18 protein-coding genes are annotated in these 20,147 nt (G+C 64.5%); 12 read left to right on the top strand and 6 right to left on the bottom strand.

The window, feature by feature from the left end; genetic code table 11:
- Positions 1 to 10: 10 nt before the first annotated feature.
- Together HWX53_RS16495 and HWX53_RS16490 are read left to right on the top strand one after the other, a co-directional pair.
- Positions 11 to 679, top strand: a complete 669-nt coding sequence (locus HWX53_RS16495) for a response regulator transcription factor (protein WP_175942763.1) — start codon at positions 11 to 13, stop codon at positions 677 to 679.
- The gene (locus tag HWX53_RS16490) at positions 676 to 1,431 is read left to right on the top strand and encodes a hypothetical protein (RefSeq protein WP_175942761.1); all 756 of its coding nucleotides are present in this window, start codon (positions 676 to 678) and stop codon (positions 1,429 to 1,431) included. Before HWX53_RS16495 ends, HWX53_RS16490 begins: the two co-directional genes overlap by 4 nt.
- 24 nt (positions 1,432 to 1,455) lie before the next feature.
- On the opposite strand, the gene HWX53_RS16485 is transcribed toward HWX53_RS16490, so the two are convergent.
- A complete protein-coding gene (locus HWX53_RS16485) occupies positions 1,456 to 3,246 on the bottom strand; it encodes a hybrid sensor histidine kinase/response regulator (RefSeq protein ID WP_175942760.1) in 1,791 nt (596 codons plus the stop codon).
- A 123-nt stretch (positions 3,247 to 3,369) separates the two neighbouring features.
- Between HWX53_RS16485 and HWX53_RS16480 the strand changes: the two genes are divergently transcribed.
- Complete coding sequence (locus HWX53_RS16480; protein ID WP_175942757.1) at positions 3,370 to 4,155, top strand: hypothetical protein; 786 nt, start codon at positions 3,370 to 3,372, stop codon at positions 4,153 to 4,155.
- 10 nt (positions 4,156 to 4,165) lie between these two features.
- Here the strand turns inward: HWX53_RS16480 and HWX53_RS16475 are convergent, their stop codons facing one another.
- Positions 4,166 to 4,651, bottom strand: a complete 486-nt coding sequence (locus tag HWX53_RS16475; protein WP_175942755.1) for a hypothetical protein — start codon at positions 4,649 to 4,651, stop codon at positions 4,166 to 4,168.
- 473 nt (positions 4,652 to 5,124) lie between these two features.
- Here HWX53_RS16475 and tauA point away from each other — a divergent pair, with 473 nt between their 5' ends.
- From tauA to HWX53_RS16435, 8 genes are all read left to right on the top strand, one after another.
- Positions 5,125 to 6,159 carry a taurine ABC transporter substrate-binding protein gene (tauA, locus tag HWX53_RS16470; RefSeq protein WP_175942753.1) on the top strand — a complete coding sequence of 345 codons (1,035 nt, stop codon included), beginning with the start codon at positions 5,125 to 5,127 and terminating at the stop codon, positions 6,157 to 6,159.
- A complete protein-coding gene (locus HWX53_RS16465) occupies positions 6,156 to 6,935 on the top strand; it encodes an ATP-binding cassette domain-containing protein (RefSeq protein WP_175942752.1) in 780 nt (259 codons plus the stop codon). Before tauA ends, HWX53_RS16465 begins: the two co-directional genes overlap by 4 nt.
- On the top strand, positions 6,932 to 7,807 hold the full coding sequence (locus HWX53_RS16460; RefSeq protein WP_244140153.1) for an ABC transporter permease subunit: 876 nt from the start codon (positions 6,932 to 6,934) through the stop codon (positions 7,805 to 7,807). Before HWX53_RS16465 ends, HWX53_RS16460 begins: the two co-directional genes overlap by 4 nt.
- A gap of 600 nt (positions 7,808 to 8,407) precedes the next feature.
- Positions 8,408 to 8,764: a hypothetical protein gene (locus tag HWX53_RS16455; protein ID WP_175942748.1), complete on the top strand. Its 357-nt coding sequence runs from the start codon at positions 8,408 to 8,410 to the stop codon at positions 8,762 to 8,764.
- A 799-nt stretch (positions 8,765 to 9,563) separates the two neighbouring features.
- Positions 9,564 to 10,712 (top strand): glutathione-independent formaldehyde dehydrogenase, encoded by a 1,149-nt coding sequence (locus tag HWX53_RS16450; protein WP_175942746.1) that lies wholly within the window; start codon positions 9,564 to 9,566, stop codon positions 10,710 to 10,712.
- A 389-nt stretch (positions 10,713 to 11,101) separates the two neighbouring features.
- A complete protein-coding gene (locus HWX53_RS16445; RefSeq protein WP_208454793.1) occupies positions 11,102 to 11,698 on the top strand; it encodes an SRPBCC family protein in 597 nt (198 codons plus the stop codon).
- Positions 11,699 to 11,709: 11 nt separating this feature from the next.
- On the top strand, positions 11,710 to 12,882 hold the full coding sequence (locus HWX53_RS16440) for a zinc-dependent alcohol dehydrogenase (protein ID WP_175942744.1): 1,173 nt from the start codon (positions 11,710 to 11,712) through the stop codon (positions 12,880 to 12,882).
- Between the two features lie 18 nt (positions 12,883 to 12,900).
- Positions 12,901 to 14,052, top strand: a complete 1,152-nt coding sequence (locus tag HWX53_RS16435) for a major royal jelly family protein (RefSeq protein ID WP_244140152.1) — start codon at positions 12,901 to 12,903, stop codon at positions 14,050 to 14,052.
- A 47-nt stretch (positions 14,053 to 14,099) separates the two neighbouring features.
- Here HWX53_RS16435 and HWX53_RS16430 read toward each other — a convergent pair whose 3' ends face one another.
- Positions 14,100 to 14,705, bottom strand: coding sequence for an intradiol ring-cleavage dioxygenase (locus HWX53_RS16430; RefSeq protein ID WP_175942743.1), 606 nt, complete (start codon positions 14,703 to 14,705; stop codon positions 14,100 to 14,102).
- A gap of 430 nt (positions 14,706 to 15,135) precedes the next feature.
- Here HWX53_RS16430 and HWX53_RS16425 point away from each other — a divergent pair, with 430 nt between their 5' ends.
- A complete protein-coding gene (locus HWX53_RS16425; protein ID WP_175942741.1) occupies positions 15,136 to 17,040 on the top strand; it encodes an ATP-binding protein in 1,905 nt (634 codons plus the stop codon).
- Positions 17,041 to 17,177: 137 nt separating this feature from the next.
- On the opposite strand, the gene HWX53_RS16420 is transcribed toward HWX53_RS16425, so the two are convergent.
- Genes HWX53_RS16420 through HWX53_RS16410 form a run of 3 tightly spaced genes read right to left on the bottom strand, consistent with a single transcriptional unit; the run spans position 17,178 to position 20,147 of the window.
- Positions 17,178 to 17,624 (bottom strand): DMT family transporter, encoded by a 447-nt coding sequence (locus HWX53_RS16420; RefSeq protein WP_175942739.1) that lies wholly within the window; start codon positions 17,622 to 17,624, stop codon positions 17,178 to 17,180.
- A 22-nt stretch (positions 17,625 to 17,646) separates the two neighbouring features.
- Positions 17,647 to 18,900 carry an arsenic transporter gene (locus HWX53_RS16415; protein ID WP_175942737.1) on the bottom strand — a complete coding sequence of 418 codons (1,254 nt, stop codon included), beginning with the start codon at positions 18,898 to 18,900 and terminating at the stop codon, positions 17,647 to 17,649.
- Entirely contained in the window at positions 18,897 to 20,147 is a 1,251-nt protein-coding gene (locus tag HWX53_RS16410; RefSeq protein WP_175942734.1) for an MFS transporter, read from the bottom strand. Before HWX53_RS16410 ends, HWX53_RS16415 begins: the two co-directional genes overlap by 4 nt.

Here is a 20,147-nt window from a genome sequence, read left to right as displayed (position 1 = left end):
TGGATCGAACATGAAATTTCTCGTCGCCGACGACCATGAACTGATCCGCCAGGCCGTCAAAACGCTGTTGCGCGGCCTCGATCACGACGCGCATTTCGACGAAGCGGACAGCTGGGACACGCTCGCCGCCGCCGCGCACCCCGGCGCGAATCACGACCTCGCCATCGTCGACCTGCACATGTCGGGCATGGAGAGCGCGTCGTCGCTGGCGGCGCTGCTGAAGGCCAATCCCGCGTTGCCGCTCGTCGTGCTGTCGGCGGAAGAATCGGTCGACGAAATGCGCGCCGTGCTCGCCGCCGGCGCGCTCGGCTTCGTGCCCAAGCGAGAGCCCGCCAACGTGATGCAGAAGGCTTTTGAACTGGTGCTTTCAGGCGGCGCCTACGTGCCGGTCGAGGCGCTACGCCTGACCGACGCGACGCAACCGCTCGGAAACGCGCGCGCCGCGCCGCTCCCGTCGCATCACCGGCATCTGATGGAAAACTTGTCGCCGCGTCAGCGCGAGATCATGCGGCTCGTTCATCGTGGCTGCACGAACAAGATGATCGCGCGCGAGCTGCGGATCGCGGAAGGCACGGTGAAGGTTCACCTGTCGGTGATCTTCGGCGCGCTCGGCGTGCACAGCCGCTCGGCGGCGATCGCCGTGATCAACGACTGGCTGCGCACGGGACGCGAACTATGAGCGCGCCGAACGTGCTCGTCTGTCTGCCGACGCATCACGACGACGTGCACATCCAATTCGCGTTCTCTCTGATGGAGACGGCGCGCGCCCTCGCCGACGCAGGCTGCGGTTTCCAGACGATGCACGTCGGCTCGTCGCACGTCATTCGCGCCCGCAATTTCTTCGCGAGCTACTTCGTCGCGCATCGCGAGTTCTCGCATCTGCTCTTTCTCGACACGGACATGCGCTTCGCGCCGCAAGCGGTGATGAAGCTGCTCGCCGCCGACAAGTGCGTGGCCGGCGTCGCGTATCCATACCGGCGCATGAATCTGGAACGGCGCATCGGCGATTCCGATCAGGGGCTGACGCTGCGCGAGTGGCTCGAAAAGCACGCGGACTACACGGTGCGGCTCAAGACTTCCGGCGATGGCCGCGCGCGCGTCATAGACGGCTTCGTCGAAGCGGAGCACGTCGGCACCGGCATCTTTCTCGCGCGCCGCGATGCGTTCGAAGTCACGCTTCCGTTCACGCAGTGCTATGCGCCGCCCGAGCAGTATCGAGACGCGCTGCCGGACGGCCGCTTCTACGGCTTTTTCGACACCATCGAGCAACAAAGCCATTACCTGTCCGAAGATCTGTCGTTCTGCCGGCGCGTGCAACTCGGCGGCGCGCAAGTCTGGGCGCTCGTCGACGAGACCGTCGTGCACTACGGCGCATCGGAAGTGGCGGGACAGTATCTGCGCGCGCTGCGCATGCGCGGCAACGTCGCCTGACGCATCCAGTTCGAGCCCGGCGCATCAGGCCGCCTCGTGTCCCTCGCTGCGCGGCTGGAGCAGGACGTCGAGCGTGCGGCGCAGGCGCGTTGGCGTGACCGGCTTGTGCAGCACCGGCACGCCTTCGGCCACGAGCGCCGCGAGTTCGGGCGACGCCATGTCGCCCGTGATCAACACGCGCGCAAGACCGTGGTGGCCGCGTCGGCGCAGCGCCTCGCGCACCGCCTGCATCGCTTCGATGCCCGTCTGATGACTGTCGATCCGATAGTCGCAAAGCAGCACGTCCGGCACGAAGCCTTCGGAGATCGCGCGCACGGCTGCGAGCTCGTCGGGGCAGCCTCGCACGACGCAGCCCCAGCGCGTGAGCAGCGCGCCGAGCGCTTCCAGGTTCGCCGGATCTTCGTCGACGCACAACACGCGGCGGCCGTCGATGAACGCGCTCATCACCGGCGCCGCGACGAGGCTCGCGGTCACGAGACTCGGATCGCCGGTTCGGACCGGCACGCGCATCGTCGTGCCGCGGCCGGGCGCCGAGCGCAGCATCGGCTCGCCGCCCAGCAGACGCGTGAGACGCCGCACCGTCGAGAGGCCGAGACCATGGCCTTCGCGCCGGTCGCGGCCGGCGAGCGGCGCTTGATAGAACTCTTCGAAGACGAGTTCGTGCTCCTGCGGCGCAATGCCGATGCCGGAGTCCCTCACTTCGACGAAGCAGCGTTCCGGGCTCGCGGACCGGCGCACGCCGATCCACACTGCGCCGCGCTCGGTGTAGCGCACCGCGTTCGACACCAAGTTCGCCACCACGCGTTCGAGCAGCACCGGATCAGTGAACGCGACACACGACGTCGGCGCGATGCGCAGCGCCAGCCCCTTGGCGGCGGCCGCAGGACGAAACTGCTGTTCGATGCGCGCGAGCACGTCGGACAGATGGAAGTGCTGCGGCATCGCCTGCGTCACGCCGCTTTCCAGGCGCGCCAGGTCGAGCACTTGGTTAAACAGATGATTCAACGCTTCGACATTGCCGACGATGTGCTGCGCGGTGGCCTCGCGCTCCGCCTCGCTCGCGCGGCGATCGGCGAGCGAATGCGCGAGCAGACCGATGGCATGCAGCGGCTGACGCAGATCGTGACTCGCCGCGGCGAAGAAACGCGTCCTCGCGATGCTCGCTTCTTCGATCACGCCCTTTTGCCGCGCGATGATTTGCGCGAGTCGCTGCTGTTCGGCGCGCGCCACGGCGAGGTCGCGAAGAACGTCGCGATACTGCGATGCCAGCAGATCGACCGCGACGATGATGATGAGAAGCGCGACGCCCAGTGCGAGCCGCCCGTTGTCAGCCTGCAGAACGTGCAGCGTAGCGGCGGGCAGAAGCAGCGGCACCATCGCGCTGCGCAGGTTGAGCGCGTTCAGCGCGTTCGCGGCATAAGCAAGCGTGGTGAGCGCGACGAGCAGCACGATATGCGCTGCCGCGAGCGCCGCGGATGCATGTTGAAACGCGAACCACGCCGACAAGCCCGGTGCGCCGTAAAGCGCGACATTGCGCAGCGCATGCAGCCCGATCCAGCGCCGCGCGCCGAACCGCGACGGCCGACGCCACCGCCACGACCACAAGCCGATCGCCAGGCAGATTGCCACGCCGTGAAGCAGCACACAGAAAAGCGGCAGCGGCCCATCGCCCTCGTACGCGACATAGACGACGGCGAGCAGCGCGATCGCACAGGCATGCGCGGGAAAAGAGGCCGGATCCGCCGCATAGAGCACGCTTGCCACATCGTGATCGATGTCGGCATCGACCTCGCGCTTTCGTCGGTCGTCATGCATTCTGTCAGCCCCTTGCCGGTGTATCCAGGCGTTTAGACGACGGCTATTACCAACGGTATATTGGTCGCCTGCCTCTAGAAAACCATACTCGATTCGTGGCCACCTGAATGGGGGAATGACGAGATGGACACCCTGACCATGGACGTCGCGCAGGCAGGCGCGCTTCCGATGCTCACCGATCTGTGGCGGCGCCGGACGAACCTTTCGCACGACGAAATGATTTCGATCTACCAGCTCGTGCAAGGCGCGTTGCGCGCGTATCATCCGCCCGAACTGCACGCGCTAGGCGAGGACAAGGAAGAGCTGATCGCCCAGTTCATCTACGCCAAGGTCTTGCGCCTGGAACCCGGCCACGGCCGCTCGCACGCGGGCGAGCACAGCGCGCCTTCGAGCGGCTACGCCGTGTGCGCGTATTTCAGGCGATTTCTTGTCGACCACTTGCGCAGCGCGAGCCACCAGCGGGACGTGTCGATGGAAGTGGAAGGCATCGAAGAGCAGGTAGACGAACACGCTCAAGCGCTGGACGATCCGGTCCGCTCCGTCCTGATTCAGCATGGACTCGATGAAGCACGTGTGCGTGATCTGGCGCGCGAGTTCATCGACGGCCTGGACCAGTACGAGCAACTCGTGCTCGCGGGTACGTTCGGCTGGCGTTCGCGCGACAAGGGCGGCCTCTGCGGAATCGCGTCACGGCATCACATTCCGTCGTATCACTACCGGGCGCTGAAGCTCGGCGTCACCCTCAAAAAGCGCGCGCAAAGCGAGGACTTCGCGGCGACCAAGATCGGTCGATGGATCGGCGGCACGCTCGGTATCGAAATCAGCGCGGAGAATCAGCCCGCCATTCTGCTCGTGCTGAATCTGCTCGCGCTGGAGTCGGGTCAGTGTGCGCCGTCTGCTCGCGAGTGACGCAAGCGCATTAGCGGCCTTCGATCATCGACGGCGTCAGGCTGAGCGTGACGAAAGGTCCGCTGATGTATCCGCGCTCGCGCGGTCCGATGGACAGGATCAATTGAATCGAGCCGCCGGCATAGAACTTCGTGGTCGGCTGAACGAGGTTCGCCGCCGCCTCCTTGGAAACGCGCGGCTGCGGCTTCGTGAAGCCCCAATAAGCATTGAGCGACGCGCCTTCGGGCAGGCGCAGCACCCAGCAGTTGCGCAAGTCGCCCCAGTCGTTCGAGATGGCCCAGCGCCGACGGACGTCGCGGATCAAGCGATCGATCGTCCGCTGCGCCAGGGCCTCGAGTATCTCCGAGCCGTACATCCAGTACTTGCCGTATGCGCCTTGCTCGTGGCGGCTCGAGTCCGAGAAGCGCACCAGTGTGAGCGGCCCTTCCAGAACGGTGTGTCGGATAGCGGGAATAAACGAACCCTCCTCCCGCACGCTCAGATCGAAAAAGCCCATGACGTCTTCTCCTCCGGATGATGTTCGTTTGTTCGTTCGTGTGCTCCTTCAGGTAGACGAGGCAGAGCCCTGTGGTTTGAATCGACGGCATCGGAATGTCGCCTGATCGGACAGCGGCCTGACGACCGCTGCCCCGAACACCGCCGTTTCCTTCACTCTTGTGTGGCCTCATCGCGCTCGACGCCCTTTTGGTACGCCTCGTCCGCTCAAACGCCTCTTGACGAGTCGTCCTCTACCGCTCGATCGCATGATGCGGCGGAAGTGAAGTCGCGCGACGGTATTGCAACTCGCGAAACCGTGCTCGAATCGCCCGACACTTTCCTCTTCACACCGCAACGAATATGGCTAGCAGGAAAACGCCACAACGCTTATGCCGTTGGCGCTCGCATGCTATGCAGGAAAGATTCGTAGCCTTGGAACGCGAAGTGCCTATAGTCGATGGCTCCATCACATCACTTCACTTCGTCCGCTCCATGACACACACGTTCCATCGCCGCCGATTGATCGCGACCGCCGTTTCCTTCCTGCTCGCCGCTGCCGCGCTCTCGCCCCTTTCGACGCGAGCCGAGACACGCGAAGTCGTGATCGGCTATCAGGATATGGTCGTGCCGTGGCGCTATGCGCAGGCAAGCGGCGCCGTCGAAAAGGCGACGGGCTACAAAGTGACCTATCGCAAGCTCGGCAGCGGCGCGGACGTCATCCGCGCGCTGGCTTCCGGTTCCATACAGCTCGGCGAGGCGGGATCGAGTCCCATCGCGGCCGGGCTGTCACAAGGCGTCGACCTGTCGCTCTTCTGGATTCTCGACAACATCAACGACGCCGAAGCGCTCGTCGCGCGCAACGGCTCGGGCGTGAGCAAGCTTGCCGATCTCAAGGGCAAGACGCTCGGCGTGCCGTACGTGTCGACCTCGCATTTCCATGCGCTCGTCGCATTGCAGCAGGCGGGCGTCGATCCGTCGGCGGTGAAGATCGTCAACCTGCGTCCGCCCGAAGTGGCGGCCGCGTGGGAGCGCGGCAACATCGACGCGACCTACATCTGGGATCCGGTGCTCGCCCGCGTCAAGCAGAACGGCAAGGTGCTCGTCACGTCGGGCGAAGTGGCAAAGGAGACCGGCAAGGCGACCTTCGACGGCTTCGTCGCGTCGCGCAAGTTCGCGCAGGACAACGCCGCGTTCATGACCGGCCTCGTCAAGGTGCTCGCCGATACCGACGCGCAGTATCGCGATCACAAAGCGGACTGGATCGCGGGCTCGGCACAGGTGAAGGCCGTGGCCGAGGAATCCGGCGCGAACGCGGCGGACGTGCCCGCGAGTCTCGCGCTCTACGCGTTCCCGACCGCGAGCGAGCAGGCGTCGCCGACCTGGCTCGGCGGCGGGCAACAGTCCGGCGCGGCGAAGTCGCTCGCCGCGACCGCGCAGTTTCTCAAGCAGCAGGGCACCATCCAGAACGTGCTGGCCGACTACTCTGCCGGCGTCGATCCGCGCTACGCGCAGCAGGCCGCGAAATGACGGCGCTCGCCATCCGCAATCTCGGCGTCACTTACGAAGGCGCGAGCACGCCGGCGCTCATGGGCGTCGATCTGCACATCGGCAGCGGCGAGTTCGTCGTGGCGCTCGGCGCATCCGGCTGCGGCAAGACCACGCTGCTCAACTGCCTGGCCGGCTTTCTCGATCCGACCGAGGGCGAGGCATCGCTCAATGGCGAGCCGATCACCGGACCGGGCGCGGACCGTGGCGTGGTGTTCCAGAAACATGCGTTGATGCCGTGGCTCGACGTGCTCGACAACGTGGCGCTCGGCCTGCGTTTTCGCGGCATGAAGCGCGCCGAGCGCCACGAGATCGCGCGGCGCACGCTCGCGCTCGTCGGCCTCGCGCAGCATGAACACGCGAAGGTGTATGCGCTGTCGGGCGGCATGCAGCAACGCGTCGGCATTGCGCGCGCGCTGGCAAGCGACCCTGAAGTGCTGCTGATGGATGAACCGATGGGCGCGCTCGACGCGCTCACGCGCGAAAGCGTGCAGGAGCTGATACTCGACGTGTGGGCGCGCACCGGCAAGACCGTGTTCTTCATCACGCATAGCGTGGAAGAGGCGCTCTTTCTCGCGACGCGGCTCGTGCTGATGACGCCCGGCCCGGGACGCATCGAGGAGGTGCACGAGTTGCCTTTCGCGCGCGAGTACGTTCGCAGTCGCGATGCGCGCGCGGTGAAGTCGTCGCCCGCGTTCATCGAATGGCGCGAGCGGCTGACGCGCCGTTTGCATCGAACGGAAAAGGAGGCGGCGTGAACCGGCCCGCTTCGGATGCGTCGTTCTCCGGCGCAACGGCCGCGTCGCACCCGGCGCGGCGCGCCGCCCGCACGAAACGCCGCGCGCGCTATCGCGGCATGCCCGGCGCGGGACCGACAGCGGTGCCGAGCGCGCTGTGCGTCGCGGCTCTCGCGCTGCTCTGGTGGTTCGCCACGCATTTCGGGTGGTTGCCGCCGCTCTTTTTGCCTTCCCCGGAAGCGGTATGGCGCGCATTCGTCGCCGCCTGGCATGGGCGTCTTCAGGGCGGCCTGCCGCTCTCCGACCATCTGCTGTGGAGCGCGATCCGCGTGTTCGGCGCGTTCGCGCTGGCAGTCGTCACGGCCGTGCCCGTCGGCATCGCGATGGGCGTGAGCCGCATTGCGCGCGGGCTGCTGGACCCGCCGCTGGAGTTCTATCGGCCGCTGCCGCCGCTCGCGTATCTGCCGCTCGTCGTCATCTGGTTCGGCATCGACGAGACCGCGAAGATCGTCGTCATCTGGCTCGCGTGCTTCGCGCCCATCGCGATGGCCGCGCGTGCCGGCGTGCGCAGCGCGAGCGCCGAGCAGGTGAACGCGGCGTGGTCGCTCGGCGCCAACTTCCGGCAGGTGGTGTGGCACGTCGTATTGCCCGCGGCGCTGCCTGAGATACTGACGGGCTTGCGCATCGCCGTGGGCTTCGGCTGGACGACGCTCGTCGCGGCCGAGATGGTCGCCGCCACGGCCGGCCTCGGCCAGATGGTGCTCAATGCGTCGAGCTTTCTGCGCACGGACGTGGTCGTCATGGGCATCATGCTGATCGGGGCCATCGCGTGGATCTTCGACTACGGCATGCGTGCGCTGGAACGGCGGCTCGTGCCGTGGAAGGGACGTTGACGGCGTTCGCCAGCAATCCGATGTTGGCCGCTATTGAAAGCTGCAAGCGCAGGTCAGCCGCGCGTCGGTGCGCGTATCGATCTGCGAAGCCGACGACCCGGCATCGGAACGGACGCTCGCGCGCAAACGTCATGCGTCGGCTGCACGTCCTGTCGACGCCGCATGATCGTTCGCCCTTCGGGAGAGGTGGCGAACGTGGCGAACACTAGTTGCATTCCGTGGCCATTGCGTTCGCGGTTTGCGGCGCGGGCGTGCATAGACAGACAGCATGCCGTGAACGAGGCCGACCGTTTCGATCAACCACCGGCACGCGACAGTGCGAGTGCTCGCCACTCGTCGAATGCATGCGATGGTGCACGCAACCTTAACCAGGCCGTCCGCGCTTAAGCACCTCCTGAAGATTTGTAAAAGATGTTAAATGTCTGCGCAGACAAAAGTTCGGCGGCTAACATCATTCAAATGTAAGCGGCGGCTCGATATCAGACGAAGAACTGATCGGCGCCCTCTCTCGCCATTCGCTTCTCGCGTGGCGGAGGCGTGACGACTACCAATAAGGCTGGCGCCCATGAGCGCTGGTCCGTGCATACCTGAGAGATTGCCATGATCGACTTTCACGGCGAAGCGACGTCCGAACTCGATGCAAAGCCAACCATCAACGAACTCGGCGCCACGCCAACGGCCCGCGAAGCGAACGACGAACAGAACGAAGCGCACGCGCCGGACTTGCAACATAGCGAAACCCCTGGCCTCAGCGCAATCGAGAAGGCGATCGCACACTGCGAAGAACAAGTTCGATTGCAAGCGGACCGCTTGTTGAAACAGATAGAGGCCGGCAACGACCCGACACACTCCCAGAAACTGCTGTCCATTTATCAATCCAGCCTCATCGCATTGAAGCGATCGAGGGAAGCACTGCACAGCCAATACATTTTTCGATCGAGATTTCGGGTTCACTGACGACCGGCGCTGCGTCATGCACTGCGACGCTGGCGAAGCGCGACCGGTTGGCGATTGATTAGAACCCTCGTTCACGAGTCGCTTGCAAGCGCCCATAGCGCAGCGACGGTCATGCGCCGAACCGCTACTGGCGCCATCAGCGGCAGCCCGCGGGGCAAGCAAGCCGGGCCGCCGTCGACATCCCACGCTTCCGTTTTTCGGTAGTACTTAGAGACGATCTGCCCCCCATTGCCGTGAATGGTCGCGCACCACGCAAGCACGGCGTGTCCGGGAACCACTTCCTTCAAGCCGTCTTGCAAAACCTGCAAAGCGACCGGCAAATCAATTCTCCACGCGGCACGACGCTTCGTCACGCGCTTAAAGGCAAGCCGTGCATGGCGGGTCCGTAACGGAAACTCTAACCACGCGCGACGACGTCAATTGGCCCACGCAGTAATTCTGCGGCAAGGCCTAACTTCGATGTAAGTTGCCGAAGTCAACGGTACCGAACTAGTGAGTCAATAAGGCACGGATAGCCGGCGGGCACGCGGATCGCTGCCCTATTCGCACGGGCGACATCGATCAGATAGCGCTTCGTTATGCACTTAGTACTCCTATTGAACAGTTTAAATGGAGCTGCCGTACTGTCTAGAAGACTTCTTCATATGCCCGCCCACGGGGACGTTAGCGCCGAAAGCAACGTGCCGATAGATCAGGATACCCACCGTCCGACAGGTACGCCTGCGGGTGTTCGACGCCGGTAGCCGCACAAGTTCTGTGCGGCTCAGGCTCTTTGCAGTCGCCTTTTCAGGAGATAACTATGAAAGCAGTCGTATATCGCGGTCCTCGCCAGGTCGCCGTAGAAGACGTGCCTGACCCGAAGATCGAGCGCCCGACTGATGCCATCGTCAGAATCACCAGTACCAACATCTGCGGGTCCGACCTGCACATGTACGAAGGCCGAACCGACTTCGAGCAAGGGCGCATCTTCGGTCACGAGAATCTGGGCGTCGTCGAAGAAGTAGGACCGGCCGTGGAGCGCATCAAGCCCGGCGACTGGGTGTGCCTGCCATTCAATGTGAGTTGCGGCCACTGCGTGAACTGCGAGCGCGGCCTCACCGCGTTCTGCCTGCACGCGAACGGGCCGGGTATCGCGGGCGGTGCGTTCGGCTTTGCGGACATGGGACCGTGGCCGGGCGGCCAGGCCGAGTATCTCAGAGTGCCCTGGGCGGATTTCATGTCTCTGAAGCTGCCGCCGGGCGCCGAGGAGAAACAGACCGACTACGTGATGTGCGCCGACATCTTCCCCACCGGTTGGCACGCCACAGAACTAGCCGGCATGCGGCCCGGTGATTCGGTCGTGATCTATGGCTCGGGACCAGTGGGTCTCATGGCCGCGCACTCGGCCATGATCAAGGGCGCACGCAGCGTCATGGTGGTGGACTGCCATCCCGACCGGCTGAAGCTGGCCGAGTCGATCGGCGCCATTGCGATCGATTATTCCAAGGACGACCCGGTGCAGCGAGTGATGGACCTGACACACGGAATAGGCGCGGACGTGGGCTGCGAATGCGTCGGTTACCAGTGTCACGATCCGGCTCCGCAACGCCATGAGCATCCCAATCTGACGATCAACAATCTGGTGTCGTCGGTCAAGTTCACTGGCGGGATCGGCGTGGTCGGCGTGTTCGTTCCGCAGGATCCGGGCGCGCAGGACGAACTGGCGAAGCAGGGAAAGATTGCGTTCGACTGGGGCAAGTGCTGGTTCAAAGGCCAGCACATTGCCACGGGTCAGTGCAACGTCAAGGCGTACAACCGGCAGTTGCGCGATCTCATTTCGGTGGGACGCGCGAAGCCGTCGTTCATCGTTTCTCATGAGTTGAAGCTCGACCAGGCGCCCGACGCCTATCAACACTTCGACGTGCGCGAGCATGGCTGGACCAAGGTTGTCCTGCATCCCGGACGCTAGCCAAGCGCCGCCGCGATGGTAGCGGCGACGGAGTAAAAAGCACTTGTCGAGGTCCATGGAACCGCGAACCGGCCAGCCACACTTTGGGCGAAGCAGCCCACGGCGCAGTTCCGCGATTCATGGCCACGCGTGGCGTGAGCACGCACGTCGCGCTACATGTCAGCGATCTCGCTGCACGGAGCCCTTCCGCGTAGCGAGGCAGTGAACTCCCAGGAGCATTAGTCATGGCAAGCAACATCGTTGCTATCCGATCGCACGGATCGTTGGGGCGCGGCCACATTCCGTCGGGCGTCTCGCCCGGTGAGCTCATGCAACGCATGGGTTGGATTCCGGTGGCGCTAAGCGCGGCGCTCATCGTTTCAGGACTCGCAGGCCGGAAGAACAGTGCCGTGGCTCTCGCGCTCACGGCTTGCGCGGGCACGGCCGTGTGGAGCGCGGGGCGCGGTGCCCCGCTCCAACGCGGCAGAGCAAATGACAAGGCGCACAGTGGACGCGCGCGCGCCGAGCCAGAGGCCAAGCGTGCCATCACCATCGGCAAGCCGGCGGACGCGCTCCGTCAACGCTGGGTCGACCCCCGCACGCTCCCGCAACTCATGGCAGGCTTCGCGACGTTACGCCCGATCGGCGAAAACCGCATGCGCTGGGAGATGAAGACGCCCCTCGGTCGCCTCTACGAATGGGAATCGGAGATCGTCGATGAACCCGGCGGGAGCATCGGCTGGCGCTCGCTGCCCGGCGCCGCCATTGCGAACGAGGGCTCCATCCGCTTCGACGCCGCCCCGAACGACCGCGGCACGGTAGCGACACTGCATGTTCGCTTCGATCCGCCCGGCGGCGCGCTCGGCCAAGGCCTGGTCCAACTGTTGGGCGACACGCCGCTGAACATGATCGCCGACAACGCGCTGCGGCGCTTCAAGAGCCTCGTCGAAACCGGCGAGATTCCCACCACTGAGCGGCAGCCCGCTGCTCGCGCAACGAAGCGCTAAGGAGAACGAGCATGCGAGCACTGTACTGGAACGGGGTCAATGACTTGCGCGTCGGGACTGTCAAGGACCCGGAGATCATCAACCCTCATGACGCGATCCTGCGCGTCAGCTTGTCGACCACCTGCGGCTCGGATCTCCACTTCATCGATGGCTATATCCCGACGATGAAGTCCGGCGATGTCATCGGCCACGAGTTCATGGGCGTCATCGAGGACATCGGTCCCGAGGTGAAGCGCCTCGCGAAGGGCGACCGCGTCGTGGTGCCTTCATTCATCGTGTGCGGACAGTGCTGGTATTGCCAGCATTCGCTCTACTCGTTGTGCGACAACACACACCCGAAGCCCGAACTGCAGGCACCGCTTTTGGGCGGACATACGACGGCCGGCATCTACGGCTACACCCACGCCTTCGGCGGCTATGCGGGCGCGCACGCGCAATACGTGCGGGTGCCGTTTGCCGACAACGACTGCTTCAAGATCCCCGACGGCGTCGCGGACGAGACCGCGCTGTTTCTTTCGGATGCCGCCCCGACCGGCTACATGGGCGCCGACTTCTGCAACATCCAGCCGGGCGACACCGTCGCCGTGTGGGGCTGCGGCGGCGTCGGATTGATGGCGCAGCAAAGCGCGCGTCTGATGGGCGCCGAGCGGGTCATCGGAATCGACCGCTTCCCCGAGCGCTTGCAGATGGCGCGCGAGCATGCCGGCTCGGAAACGATCGACTATACGCAAGTCGACAGCGTTCTCGACACGCTCATGGAAATGACGGGCGGGCGCGGACCCGACGCCTGCATCGACGCAGTAGGGATGGAAGCGCACGGCACCGGGCCGCAATACGCGTATGACCGCGTCAAGCAGGCGCTGCGTCTGGAAACGGACCGTGGCCAGGCGTTGCGCGAGGCCGTGATGGCTTGCCGCAAAGGCGGCACCCTGTCGGTGCTCGGCGTCTACGGATTGATCGACAAGTTTCCGATGGGCGCCATCATGAACAAGGGCATGACGGTGCGCAGCGCCCAGCAGCACGGGCAGGCCTATATGGATCGGCTGCTCTCGCACGCACAGAAGGGCGAATTGAGTCCCGCTTATCTCGCCACGCACCGCTTCTCGCTGGAAGAGGCGCCACGCGGCTACGACATGTTCAAGCACAAGACCGACGGCTGCGTCCGTGCCGTGTTCGCGCCGTGAGTTCGACGCATGTCGTAAGTGCCGCCCGAGGAGATAGCCATGACCCGATTCACAGCCGCATCCGCCATTCTGGCGATAACACTTCTTGCTAACGCATCCTTCGCTCAGGAGCAATCTGGCGCTTCACCAGACACGGCCCGGCTGCAACAGGTCGCCAGCTTCGAGCATCAGGTCACAGGCGTGACCGTTTCAAAGGATGGGCGCATCTTCGTCAATTTCCCGCGCTGGACAGAAGATGCGCCCATCTCGGTTGCCGAACTGACGCCCGACGGCCAGATCAAAGCTTATCCGGACGAAGAATGGAATTCGTGGCGCAACGCCAAGAAGAACCAGGTGTCAGCCGGTGATCACTTCGTGTGCGTTCAGAGCGTCGTGGCGGATGCGCGCGGGAATCTTTGGGTCGTCGACCCGGCCGCGCCAGCGACGGCACCGGTCGTGAAGGGCGGCCCCAAGCTGGTGAGAATCGATCTGAAGGCGAACAAGGTCGCGCAGGTGATTCGCTTCGACGAGACCGTCGCGCCTCAGGGAAGCTATCTGAACGATGTGCGTTTCTCGCCGGACGGACGGTATGCCTATCTGACCGATGCCGGGGCCAAGGGAGCGCTCGTCGTCGTGGACTTGCAGCGCGGCAAGGCTCGACGCGTTCTGGACGGCCACCCGAGCACGCAGCCGGAGAAGGATGTCGTGGTACGCACCGATGGACACGAGCTGCGCCGGCCCGACGGACGTGGCGTCGAATTCGCCGCCGACAGCCTTGCGCTTTCGCCCGATGGCGGCACGCTCTACTGGAAAGCATTGACCGGCCGCACGCTTTATCGGATCGCGACGAACGCATTGCAGAACCCGCGTCTCGCGGAGAAGGACCTGGAAGCTCGCGTGCAGGCTGTCGCGCAGACGGAGCCGACGGACGGTCTCTGGATGGATGCGCACGGGCGGCTCTACTTGAGCGCTATCGAACAGGACGCCGTCAAGGTTCGTGACGGGGATCGCATCGCAACCGTCGTTCAGGACAAGCGGCTACGCTGGCCCGACACGTTTTCCGAAGGCCCCGACGGCGCGGTCTATATCACGAGCTCCCACATACAGGACATGAGCTGGTTCAAGCCCGAAAACGGCCCGCGCCTCCAGACGCAACTGTGGCGCATCGAGCGTTCCCGGGCCTCGCAGTGACACGCGCATGCGCGGACCGCCGCGCGTTTGCAAATCCCACGCGTTACTTAAGCGAGGACGAAATCGAAGCGGGCCGCCTTTCGCTCGCCGGCCTTGTCGATCGCAACCAATAGCCGGCGATCGAACAGGGAATCCTGAGCGTTGCGTTGCTCGCCGGGAAAATACAGTTGCGTGGTCAGAATCGCCCCGTTCGGCGGCTGCACCGTCACATGGATATGTCTCGTTCGTCCGGGGTATAGCCCGGGAAGGATCGTCTCCAGCCGGTAACGCCCTTCGCTGTCCGCGAATTGATGGCCGCGGAGCCGAAACCCTTTGACGTCGTACTCGCCGGCGTCGTCGGCATGCCAGAAATCGAGCAAAGCCCCGGAAACTGCCCTGCACTGCGTCGAAACCACCCGGCCAGTCAGGACGATCCTCGTTCCATCGATGCCCGGTTCGAGCAGCGATGCCCGTTGCGGCGAGTGCGGCAGGAAAAACGGACCTGCCGTCTGCTGCCGCGTCGGCGCGTCTTCGCCTGCGCACGCGGGCGTCGCCGAGACTTCGCCGGGCCGTCCATACGCATCGCCGAGCGCCAGCAGCAGGAACGTCGACGGCAGCGCCGCAGACTTGCGAAGAAAATTGCGCCGGCCTCGACCCGCGTTTGGTGTCTGCATGATGAGTGATCCTTGCTTTCCGACCGTCCCGCCTGGCTCGCTTATGCCCGTCATGGTAAGCCGGAATCGTCTTGTCGGATGCGCAGAGCGAACAGGCAACAGACCGGGATCGAACGCGGGGAGTAAAAAAACCGCCTATAAGAATCAGTGATCGCCCGCATCAGCACACCGTATTAGACCGCAATCCGGGTTGTCCTTACAATTGCATTTCTCTCAGGTTCGTCAACGGCCCTCGGATTTTTGACGAACTTTCCGCGCTGCTCCCGAAACGGAGTCGGCGCTTTTTTTTGTCTGCCGCGAGGATGACTAATCGGTCATCACTCCGCGGAGTCCGAACGTAGCGATCAGCATCGCTCAGCACGATACCGACAGGTATGACGACGACATCCAGCATGAAACGAAAGACCTTGAAACACCCGGAGGCGAAGCGATGATCGTTCGCATCGCGCAACATTCCCTGAAGCAGCGCTTGTTGTTCGGTGCTGCATCCACTGCCGTCGTGTTACTGGCTCAGCAGGCGCTGACGCTCGTGGCGCACGGACGGCTGACCTTCCTCTTCATCAGCGCCACCCTTCCGCTCATCACGGTGCTGTTCGGGGCGTTGTCGGGGCTGCTGCTTCTCGTAAGCGGCATCGCGTTCGGCGCGCTCTGGATGCAACCTATCGGCACTTTCGCGGTCCCGCAGCAGGACGATCAGATCGTGTTGCTCGCGTACTCGGTGGTCGGCGCATTTCTGGTCACGGCCGGACAGCAATTGGCCAAGGTGGCACGGCGCGCAGGAAAAGCAGAAGCAGCGACACGCGATGCCGCCGATCGCCTCTTGCAAGTCGAGCGCGACGCCCGGCACCGGTTCGACGTGGCGCTGGACAGCGCCGGCGTGCCGTTTTGCATCCTCACGCCCGTCGTGCGCGAACGCCGTATCGCCGAGCTTCGATGGGACTACCTCAACGAGGCGGCCGCCGCGCTATTCAATCAGAACACTGCGGTGGTGATCGGCAGTTCGACTTCGTTTGTGCGTCCGGCTGGCTGGGACGCCGATGTTCTGCTCGAGCGACTCGCGCCGCTTGCCGAGCGTCCGGGACGCGAGGCCTTCGACGTACGCGTTGAGGGTGAAAACGGCGAGCAGTGGTTTCATGTGGTCGCGGCGTCGCTGGAAGGTTCCGTCGTCGCCTGGTTTGTCGACGTGACGCCGCGCGTGCGCGCCGAACGGGCGCTTTCGGAGGCCGACCGCCGCAAGGACGAGTTTCTTGCGACGCTCGCGCACGAGTTGCGCAACCCATTGGCGCCGATCAGGCAGGTTGCCGAGATACTCGAACAGCCGGGCTTGAGCGAAGAACGAAGAAGCTGGTGCATCGACGTGCTGCGCCGCCAGTCGGCCGCCATGGCGCTTTTACTCGACGACCTGCTGGACGTGTCGCGCATCACGCGCGGGGCGCTGGAGTTGCGCCCAGAAACGGTTGCGCTGCGGGAGGTGGTCGACGAAGCGCTCGAGGTCGCGCGGCCGATCCTCGCAGGCAAAGGGCACGAGCTCGTTATCAAGCCTCCCGCCCGGCCATTGCATATCAAGGCGGATCGCCTTCGACTCGCGCAGGTGCTCGCCAACCTGCTGACGAACGCCGCGAAATACACGCCACCGGGCGGGCGCGTCGAACTCACGGCGACGGCAAATGACGCGGAAATCGTCCTGTCGGTCGAGGATAACGGCATCGGCATCGAGCCGGACAAGTTGTCCGCGATCTTCGCCATGTTTTCGCAGGTGAATCGCGATCAGCACCGCCAGGGTGGTCTTGGCATCGGGCTGGCGCTGTCAAAATCGCTGATCGAGCTGCATGGAGGCCGACTGACCGCGTCCAGCGGTGGCAAGGATCGGGGGAGCCGCTTCTCCATTCATCTGCCAGCCGCGTCGCGCGTACTGTCACCGCCGGCTCCGCCGCGCGTCCCGGCTCTCGATCGTTGGTCGGTTGCGACGCATCGCTTTCTGGTCGTCGATGACAACGTCGACGCGGCCGACGCCATGACAGCATTTCTGGAAATGGAGGGGCACGAAGTACGGACCGCCTATTCCGGCGAGGAGGCCGTCGCGCTTCTCGGCCACTACAGTCCGAAGGTGATTCTGCTCGACTTGGGATTGCCCGGCATCAGCGGAATCGACGTCGCTCGCCACATCCGCGCCATGCCTTCTACGAAGGACGTAACGCTGATTGCCATCACCGGATGGGGTCAGCCGCAAGACCGCGCAAGCACCGCGGACGCCGGATTCGACTTCCACTTCACGAAACCAGTGGATGTGGGGCAACTCAACCGCGCAATCGAGAGCGCCGTTCTGGCAACCTAGTGAAACGAGAGGAGGTGCGCGCCGCCCGGTCCCGCTGAACGAGCCGCAGGCGGTCGCCTTTCGAACGCTTCATGAAGCGACTGCGCAGTACGAGCGCGCGCGCTGGCACCATCCAGGAAGCGGCCAGTCGAGAAGCCTCAGAATCGCATGACGAGCGCGACGCCCGCGATCATCAACACGGTGCCGAGCGCACGCAGCCCGCTCAGCGGATGCTCGGCCACGCCGATCCATCCGAAGTGGTCGATCGCGACAGATGCGACCAGATTCGCGCAGATGGTCAGGCCATTGAGCGTGCCGACGCCCACTTTCTGCACGAGCGTCAGACCGGCAAACACCGCGACGGCGCCTACGATGCCCCCGAGCGGCGCCCACCACTTCATGCCGCGCAAAGCGTCGAGCGTCGGCAACGGCGTCGGTTGTATGCAGAACAACGCGATGGCGAGGAACGTGACGAGCAGGAACGACACGCTCGACGCAAGCCACGGATTGACGAGCGCGGCTTTGAGCTCGCCATTGATCGGCGCGCCCGCAGCCTGAAGAACGCCGCCCACGATGATGAAGGGATAAATCCACGCGCTGCTCATTCTCGTCCTCCGTCTGTGAAGATCAATGCCCGGTCAGCAGCCGGCAGCCCAGCGCCAGCACGAGCGCGGGAGGCATGACGACGATGCCGACTTTCAGGAACTGCATGAAGCTCACTTCTTCGCCTTCGCGCCGGATCGACGATAGCCAGAGAATCGTCGCCAGCGAGCCGGTGATCGAGAGATTCGGGCCGAGGTCCACGCCGATCAGCAGGGCATCGATGACGCGCTCCGGACTGTGCGCCTGCAAGGCCGTCGCGCTCGCGATGAGCCCGGCGGGCAGATTGTTGATCGCGTTGCTGCCGAAGGCGATGACGAGTCCCGATACCGCCGCTGTCATCGACTGATCGTGTTGCGTCGACTGTCTCAGCAGCCCCGAAATCTCGCGTATGACGCCCGTGTGATCGAGCACTTCGACCAGCACGAAAAGGCCCGCGACGAGCGGCAACACGCTCCACGATATGTCGCTGACGAGCTTGACCGGTGACTCGCGCTCTTTGATCAACACGACGAGCGCCGTCAGGATGCCGAGAATCGCCGTCGGCAAACCGAGTTGCAGGTCGAACGCCGAGACGACGAGCAGCGCGACCGCCGTCACGCCGATGCTCGCCAGCGTGACCTTGCCGTTCGCGCTGAGTCTTTCGACGGGCAGGTCGCGCGCGCATTCGCCGTTCAGGGCCTTACGCTGCGTCCAGCGCAACATGACGAACGTGGCGACGATCGACATCACCGAGGGCAACGCGAAGCGCGCCACCCAGAGACCAAGCGCGGGCGTGTGGTTCGCATAGAGCACGAGATTGGCCGGATTCGAGATCGGCAAGACGAAGCTCGCTGCGTTGGCGATGAACGCGCAGACATAGAGCATCGGAAGCGGCTTCGTTCGTGCTTTCTTCGCGGCGGCGAACACGGCGGGCGTGAGCACGACGGCGGCCGCGTCGTTCGAGAGGAACGTCGTCACCACGACACCGACGAGATAGACGAGCAGGAAGAGCTTGCGAGGCGATCCGTGGGCATAGTTCACGGCATGCGCCGCGACCCAGTCGAAAAGGCCTTCGCGACGGCCGAGTTCCGACAGCAGCATCATGCCGATGAGAAACAGATAAACGTCCGTGCCCTTGCCGACCGCTTGCCACGCGAGCTGCGCAGGAAGCAGCCCGAGCGCGACGAGCATGACGGCGCCCGCCACGGCCCAGATCGCCTCGGGCCAGCGAAACGGCCGCAAGATGACGCCGGCAGTGGCGGCGAACGCAATGCCCCAGGAGAGAAAGGTCGGATTCATATGGCGAGACGAGATTCGTGAGTGACGTCGCGGCGAACGCCGCACGCTTTCTTGAGCGTTTTGCCGAAGAGGAGCCACAGCGCGAGCGATCCCGTCGATACGGCGCCCAGCACCAGAAAGGCGCTCGCGTAGCCGAAGTGTTGCGCGAGCACGCCGCCGAGCGCGGGACTCAGCGCGGCACCGAGACCCTGCACCGTCATCACGACGCCCTGCCCGACATTCACCCGTCCCGTGCCCTGCAAGAGCCGCACGACCAGCGCGGGCACCGCGACGCTTTGCAGCCCCGCGCCGATGCCGTCGAGCGCCTGCACCGGCCAGACGCCCCACGCGGTGATGAACATCGCGGCGACCACGCCGCGCACGGGCAGCGCGAGAAACGTGATGAGCATCACGCCCCAGTAGCCGATACGCTGGATGAGGCGGTTCGCGAAATACGCGGCGGCCACCATCACGAGCTGAGCGACGACGATGGTCTGTGCGGTGAACGCGCTCGGATCGCCCTGATGCGCCGCGACGACCGCGAGGCCGTAGAGCGGCAGCATCGCCGCATTGCCCAGATGGAACATGGCGAGCGCCGCCGCGAGCAGCAGCAAGGGACGGCAGGTCAACAAGACGCGAAAGCCGCTTGCATGTTCATGCGGATGCGCGCGTTCATGCTCCTTTGATGCCGCGCCGCCGAGACCGCGCGCGCTGTCGTGATCGATCGCGTCGCGTCGAATGAGCAGCGTCGCGATGATCGTCAGGACGCCGAACACGCCGGCGAGCACGAACACCGCGCCGAAGCCGTATCGCCATCCGAGCCAGCCCGAAAGCGCGGCGCCCACCACGTTGCCCGCATGATTGGCCACCTGATTGCGGCCGAACTGCCGGTCGAAGCCCTTTTCGCGCACGATGCCCAAGGTCACGCCGGCCACGGCCGGACCGAGCGCGGCCCCCGTCACGGCCGTGCAAATCTGCGAGGCCGCCACGATCCAGTAACCATGCGACAGCCACAGCACGAGCGACGCGAGCGTGGTCATGACCCCGGCGATCACGATGATGCCGCGCTTGTGATGCGTGGCATCGACGAGCGCGCCGGCTGGCGAGGTCGCGAGCATGCCCGCGATGCCGCCGAGCGTCATGACCGTGCCGATGGCCTCCGGGTGCCAGCCCTGTGCCTGAAGAAAGACGCCGAGAAACGGCCCGATGCCCGCCTGCACATCGGCCATGAAGAAATTCAGTCCTTCGAGCGCGTACTGGGGATTCAT

Origin of the sequence: Caballeronia sp. BCC1704 (assembly GCF_902833455.1) — a bacterium.
GTDB lineage: Bacteria > Pseudomonadota > Gammaproteobacteria > Burkholderiales > Burkholderiaceae > Caballeronia.
This window is presented reverse-complemented; position numbering and strand designations above follow the sequence as displayed.

What these genes read in the sequence shown, in the direction of transcription:
- HWX53_RS16495 (WP_175942763.1), top strand. Translation starts at nt 11, where the DNA reads ATGAAATTTCTCGTCGCCGACGACCATGAACTGATCCGCCAGGCCGTC.
- HWX53_RS16490 (WP_175942761.1), top strand. Translation starts at nt 676, where the DNA reads ATGAGCGCGCCGAACGTGCTCGTCTGTCTGCCGACGCATCACGACGAC.
- HWX53_RS16485 (WP_175942760.1), bottom strand. Translation starts at nt 3,246, where the DNA reads ATGCATGACGACCGACGAAAGCGCGAGGTCGATGCCGACATCGATCAC.
- HWX53_RS16480 (WP_175942757.1), top strand. Translation starts at nt 3,370, where the DNA reads ATGGACACCCTGACCATGGACGTCGCGCAGGCAGGCGCGCTTCCGATG.
- HWX53_RS16475 (WP_175942755.1), bottom strand. Translation starts at nt 4,651, where the DNA reads ATGGGCTTTTTCGATCTGAGCGTGCGGGAGGAGGGTTCGTTTATTCCC.
- tauA (WP_175942753.1), top strand. Translation starts at nt 5,125, where the DNA reads ATGACACACACGTTCCATCGCCGCCGATTGATCGCGACCGCCGTTTCC.
- HWX53_RS16465 (WP_175942752.1), top strand. Translation starts at nt 6,156, where the DNA reads ATGACGGCGCTCGCCATCCGCAATCTCGGCGTCACTTACGAAGGCGCG.
- HWX53_RS16455 (WP_175942748.1), top strand. Translation starts at nt 8,408, where the DNA reads ATGATCGACTTTCACGGCGAAGCGACGTCCGAACTCGATGCAAAGCCA.
- HWX53_RS16450 (WP_175942746.1), top strand. Translation starts at nt 9,564, where the DNA reads ATGAAAGCAGTCGTATATCGCGGTCCTCGCCAGGTCGCCGTAGAAGAC.
- HWX53_RS16440 (WP_175942744.1), top strand. Translation starts at nt 11,710, where the DNA reads ATGCGAGCACTGTACTGGAACGGGGTCAATGACTTGCGCGTCGGGACT.
- HWX53_RS16430 (WP_175942743.1), bottom strand. Translation starts at nt 14,705, where the DNA reads ATGCAGACACCAAACGCGGGTCGAGGCCGGCGCAATTTTCTTCGCAAG.
- HWX53_RS16425 (WP_175942741.1), top strand. Translation starts at nt 15,136, where the DNA reads ATGATCGTTCGCATCGCGCAACATTCCCTGAAGCAGCGCTTGTTGTTC.
- HWX53_RS16420 (WP_175942739.1), bottom strand. Translation starts at nt 17,624, where the DNA reads ATGAGCAGCGCGTGGATTTATCCCTTCATCATCGTGGGCGGCGTTCTT.
- HWX53_RS16415 (WP_175942737.1), bottom strand. Translation starts at nt 18,900, where the DNA reads ATGAATCCGACCTTTCTCTCCTGGGGCATTGCGTTCGCCGCCACTGCC.
- HWX53_RS16410 (WP_175942734.1), bottom strand. Translation starts at nt 20,147, where the DNA reads ATGAATCCCCAGTACGCGCTCGAAGGACTGAATTTCTTCATGGCCGAT.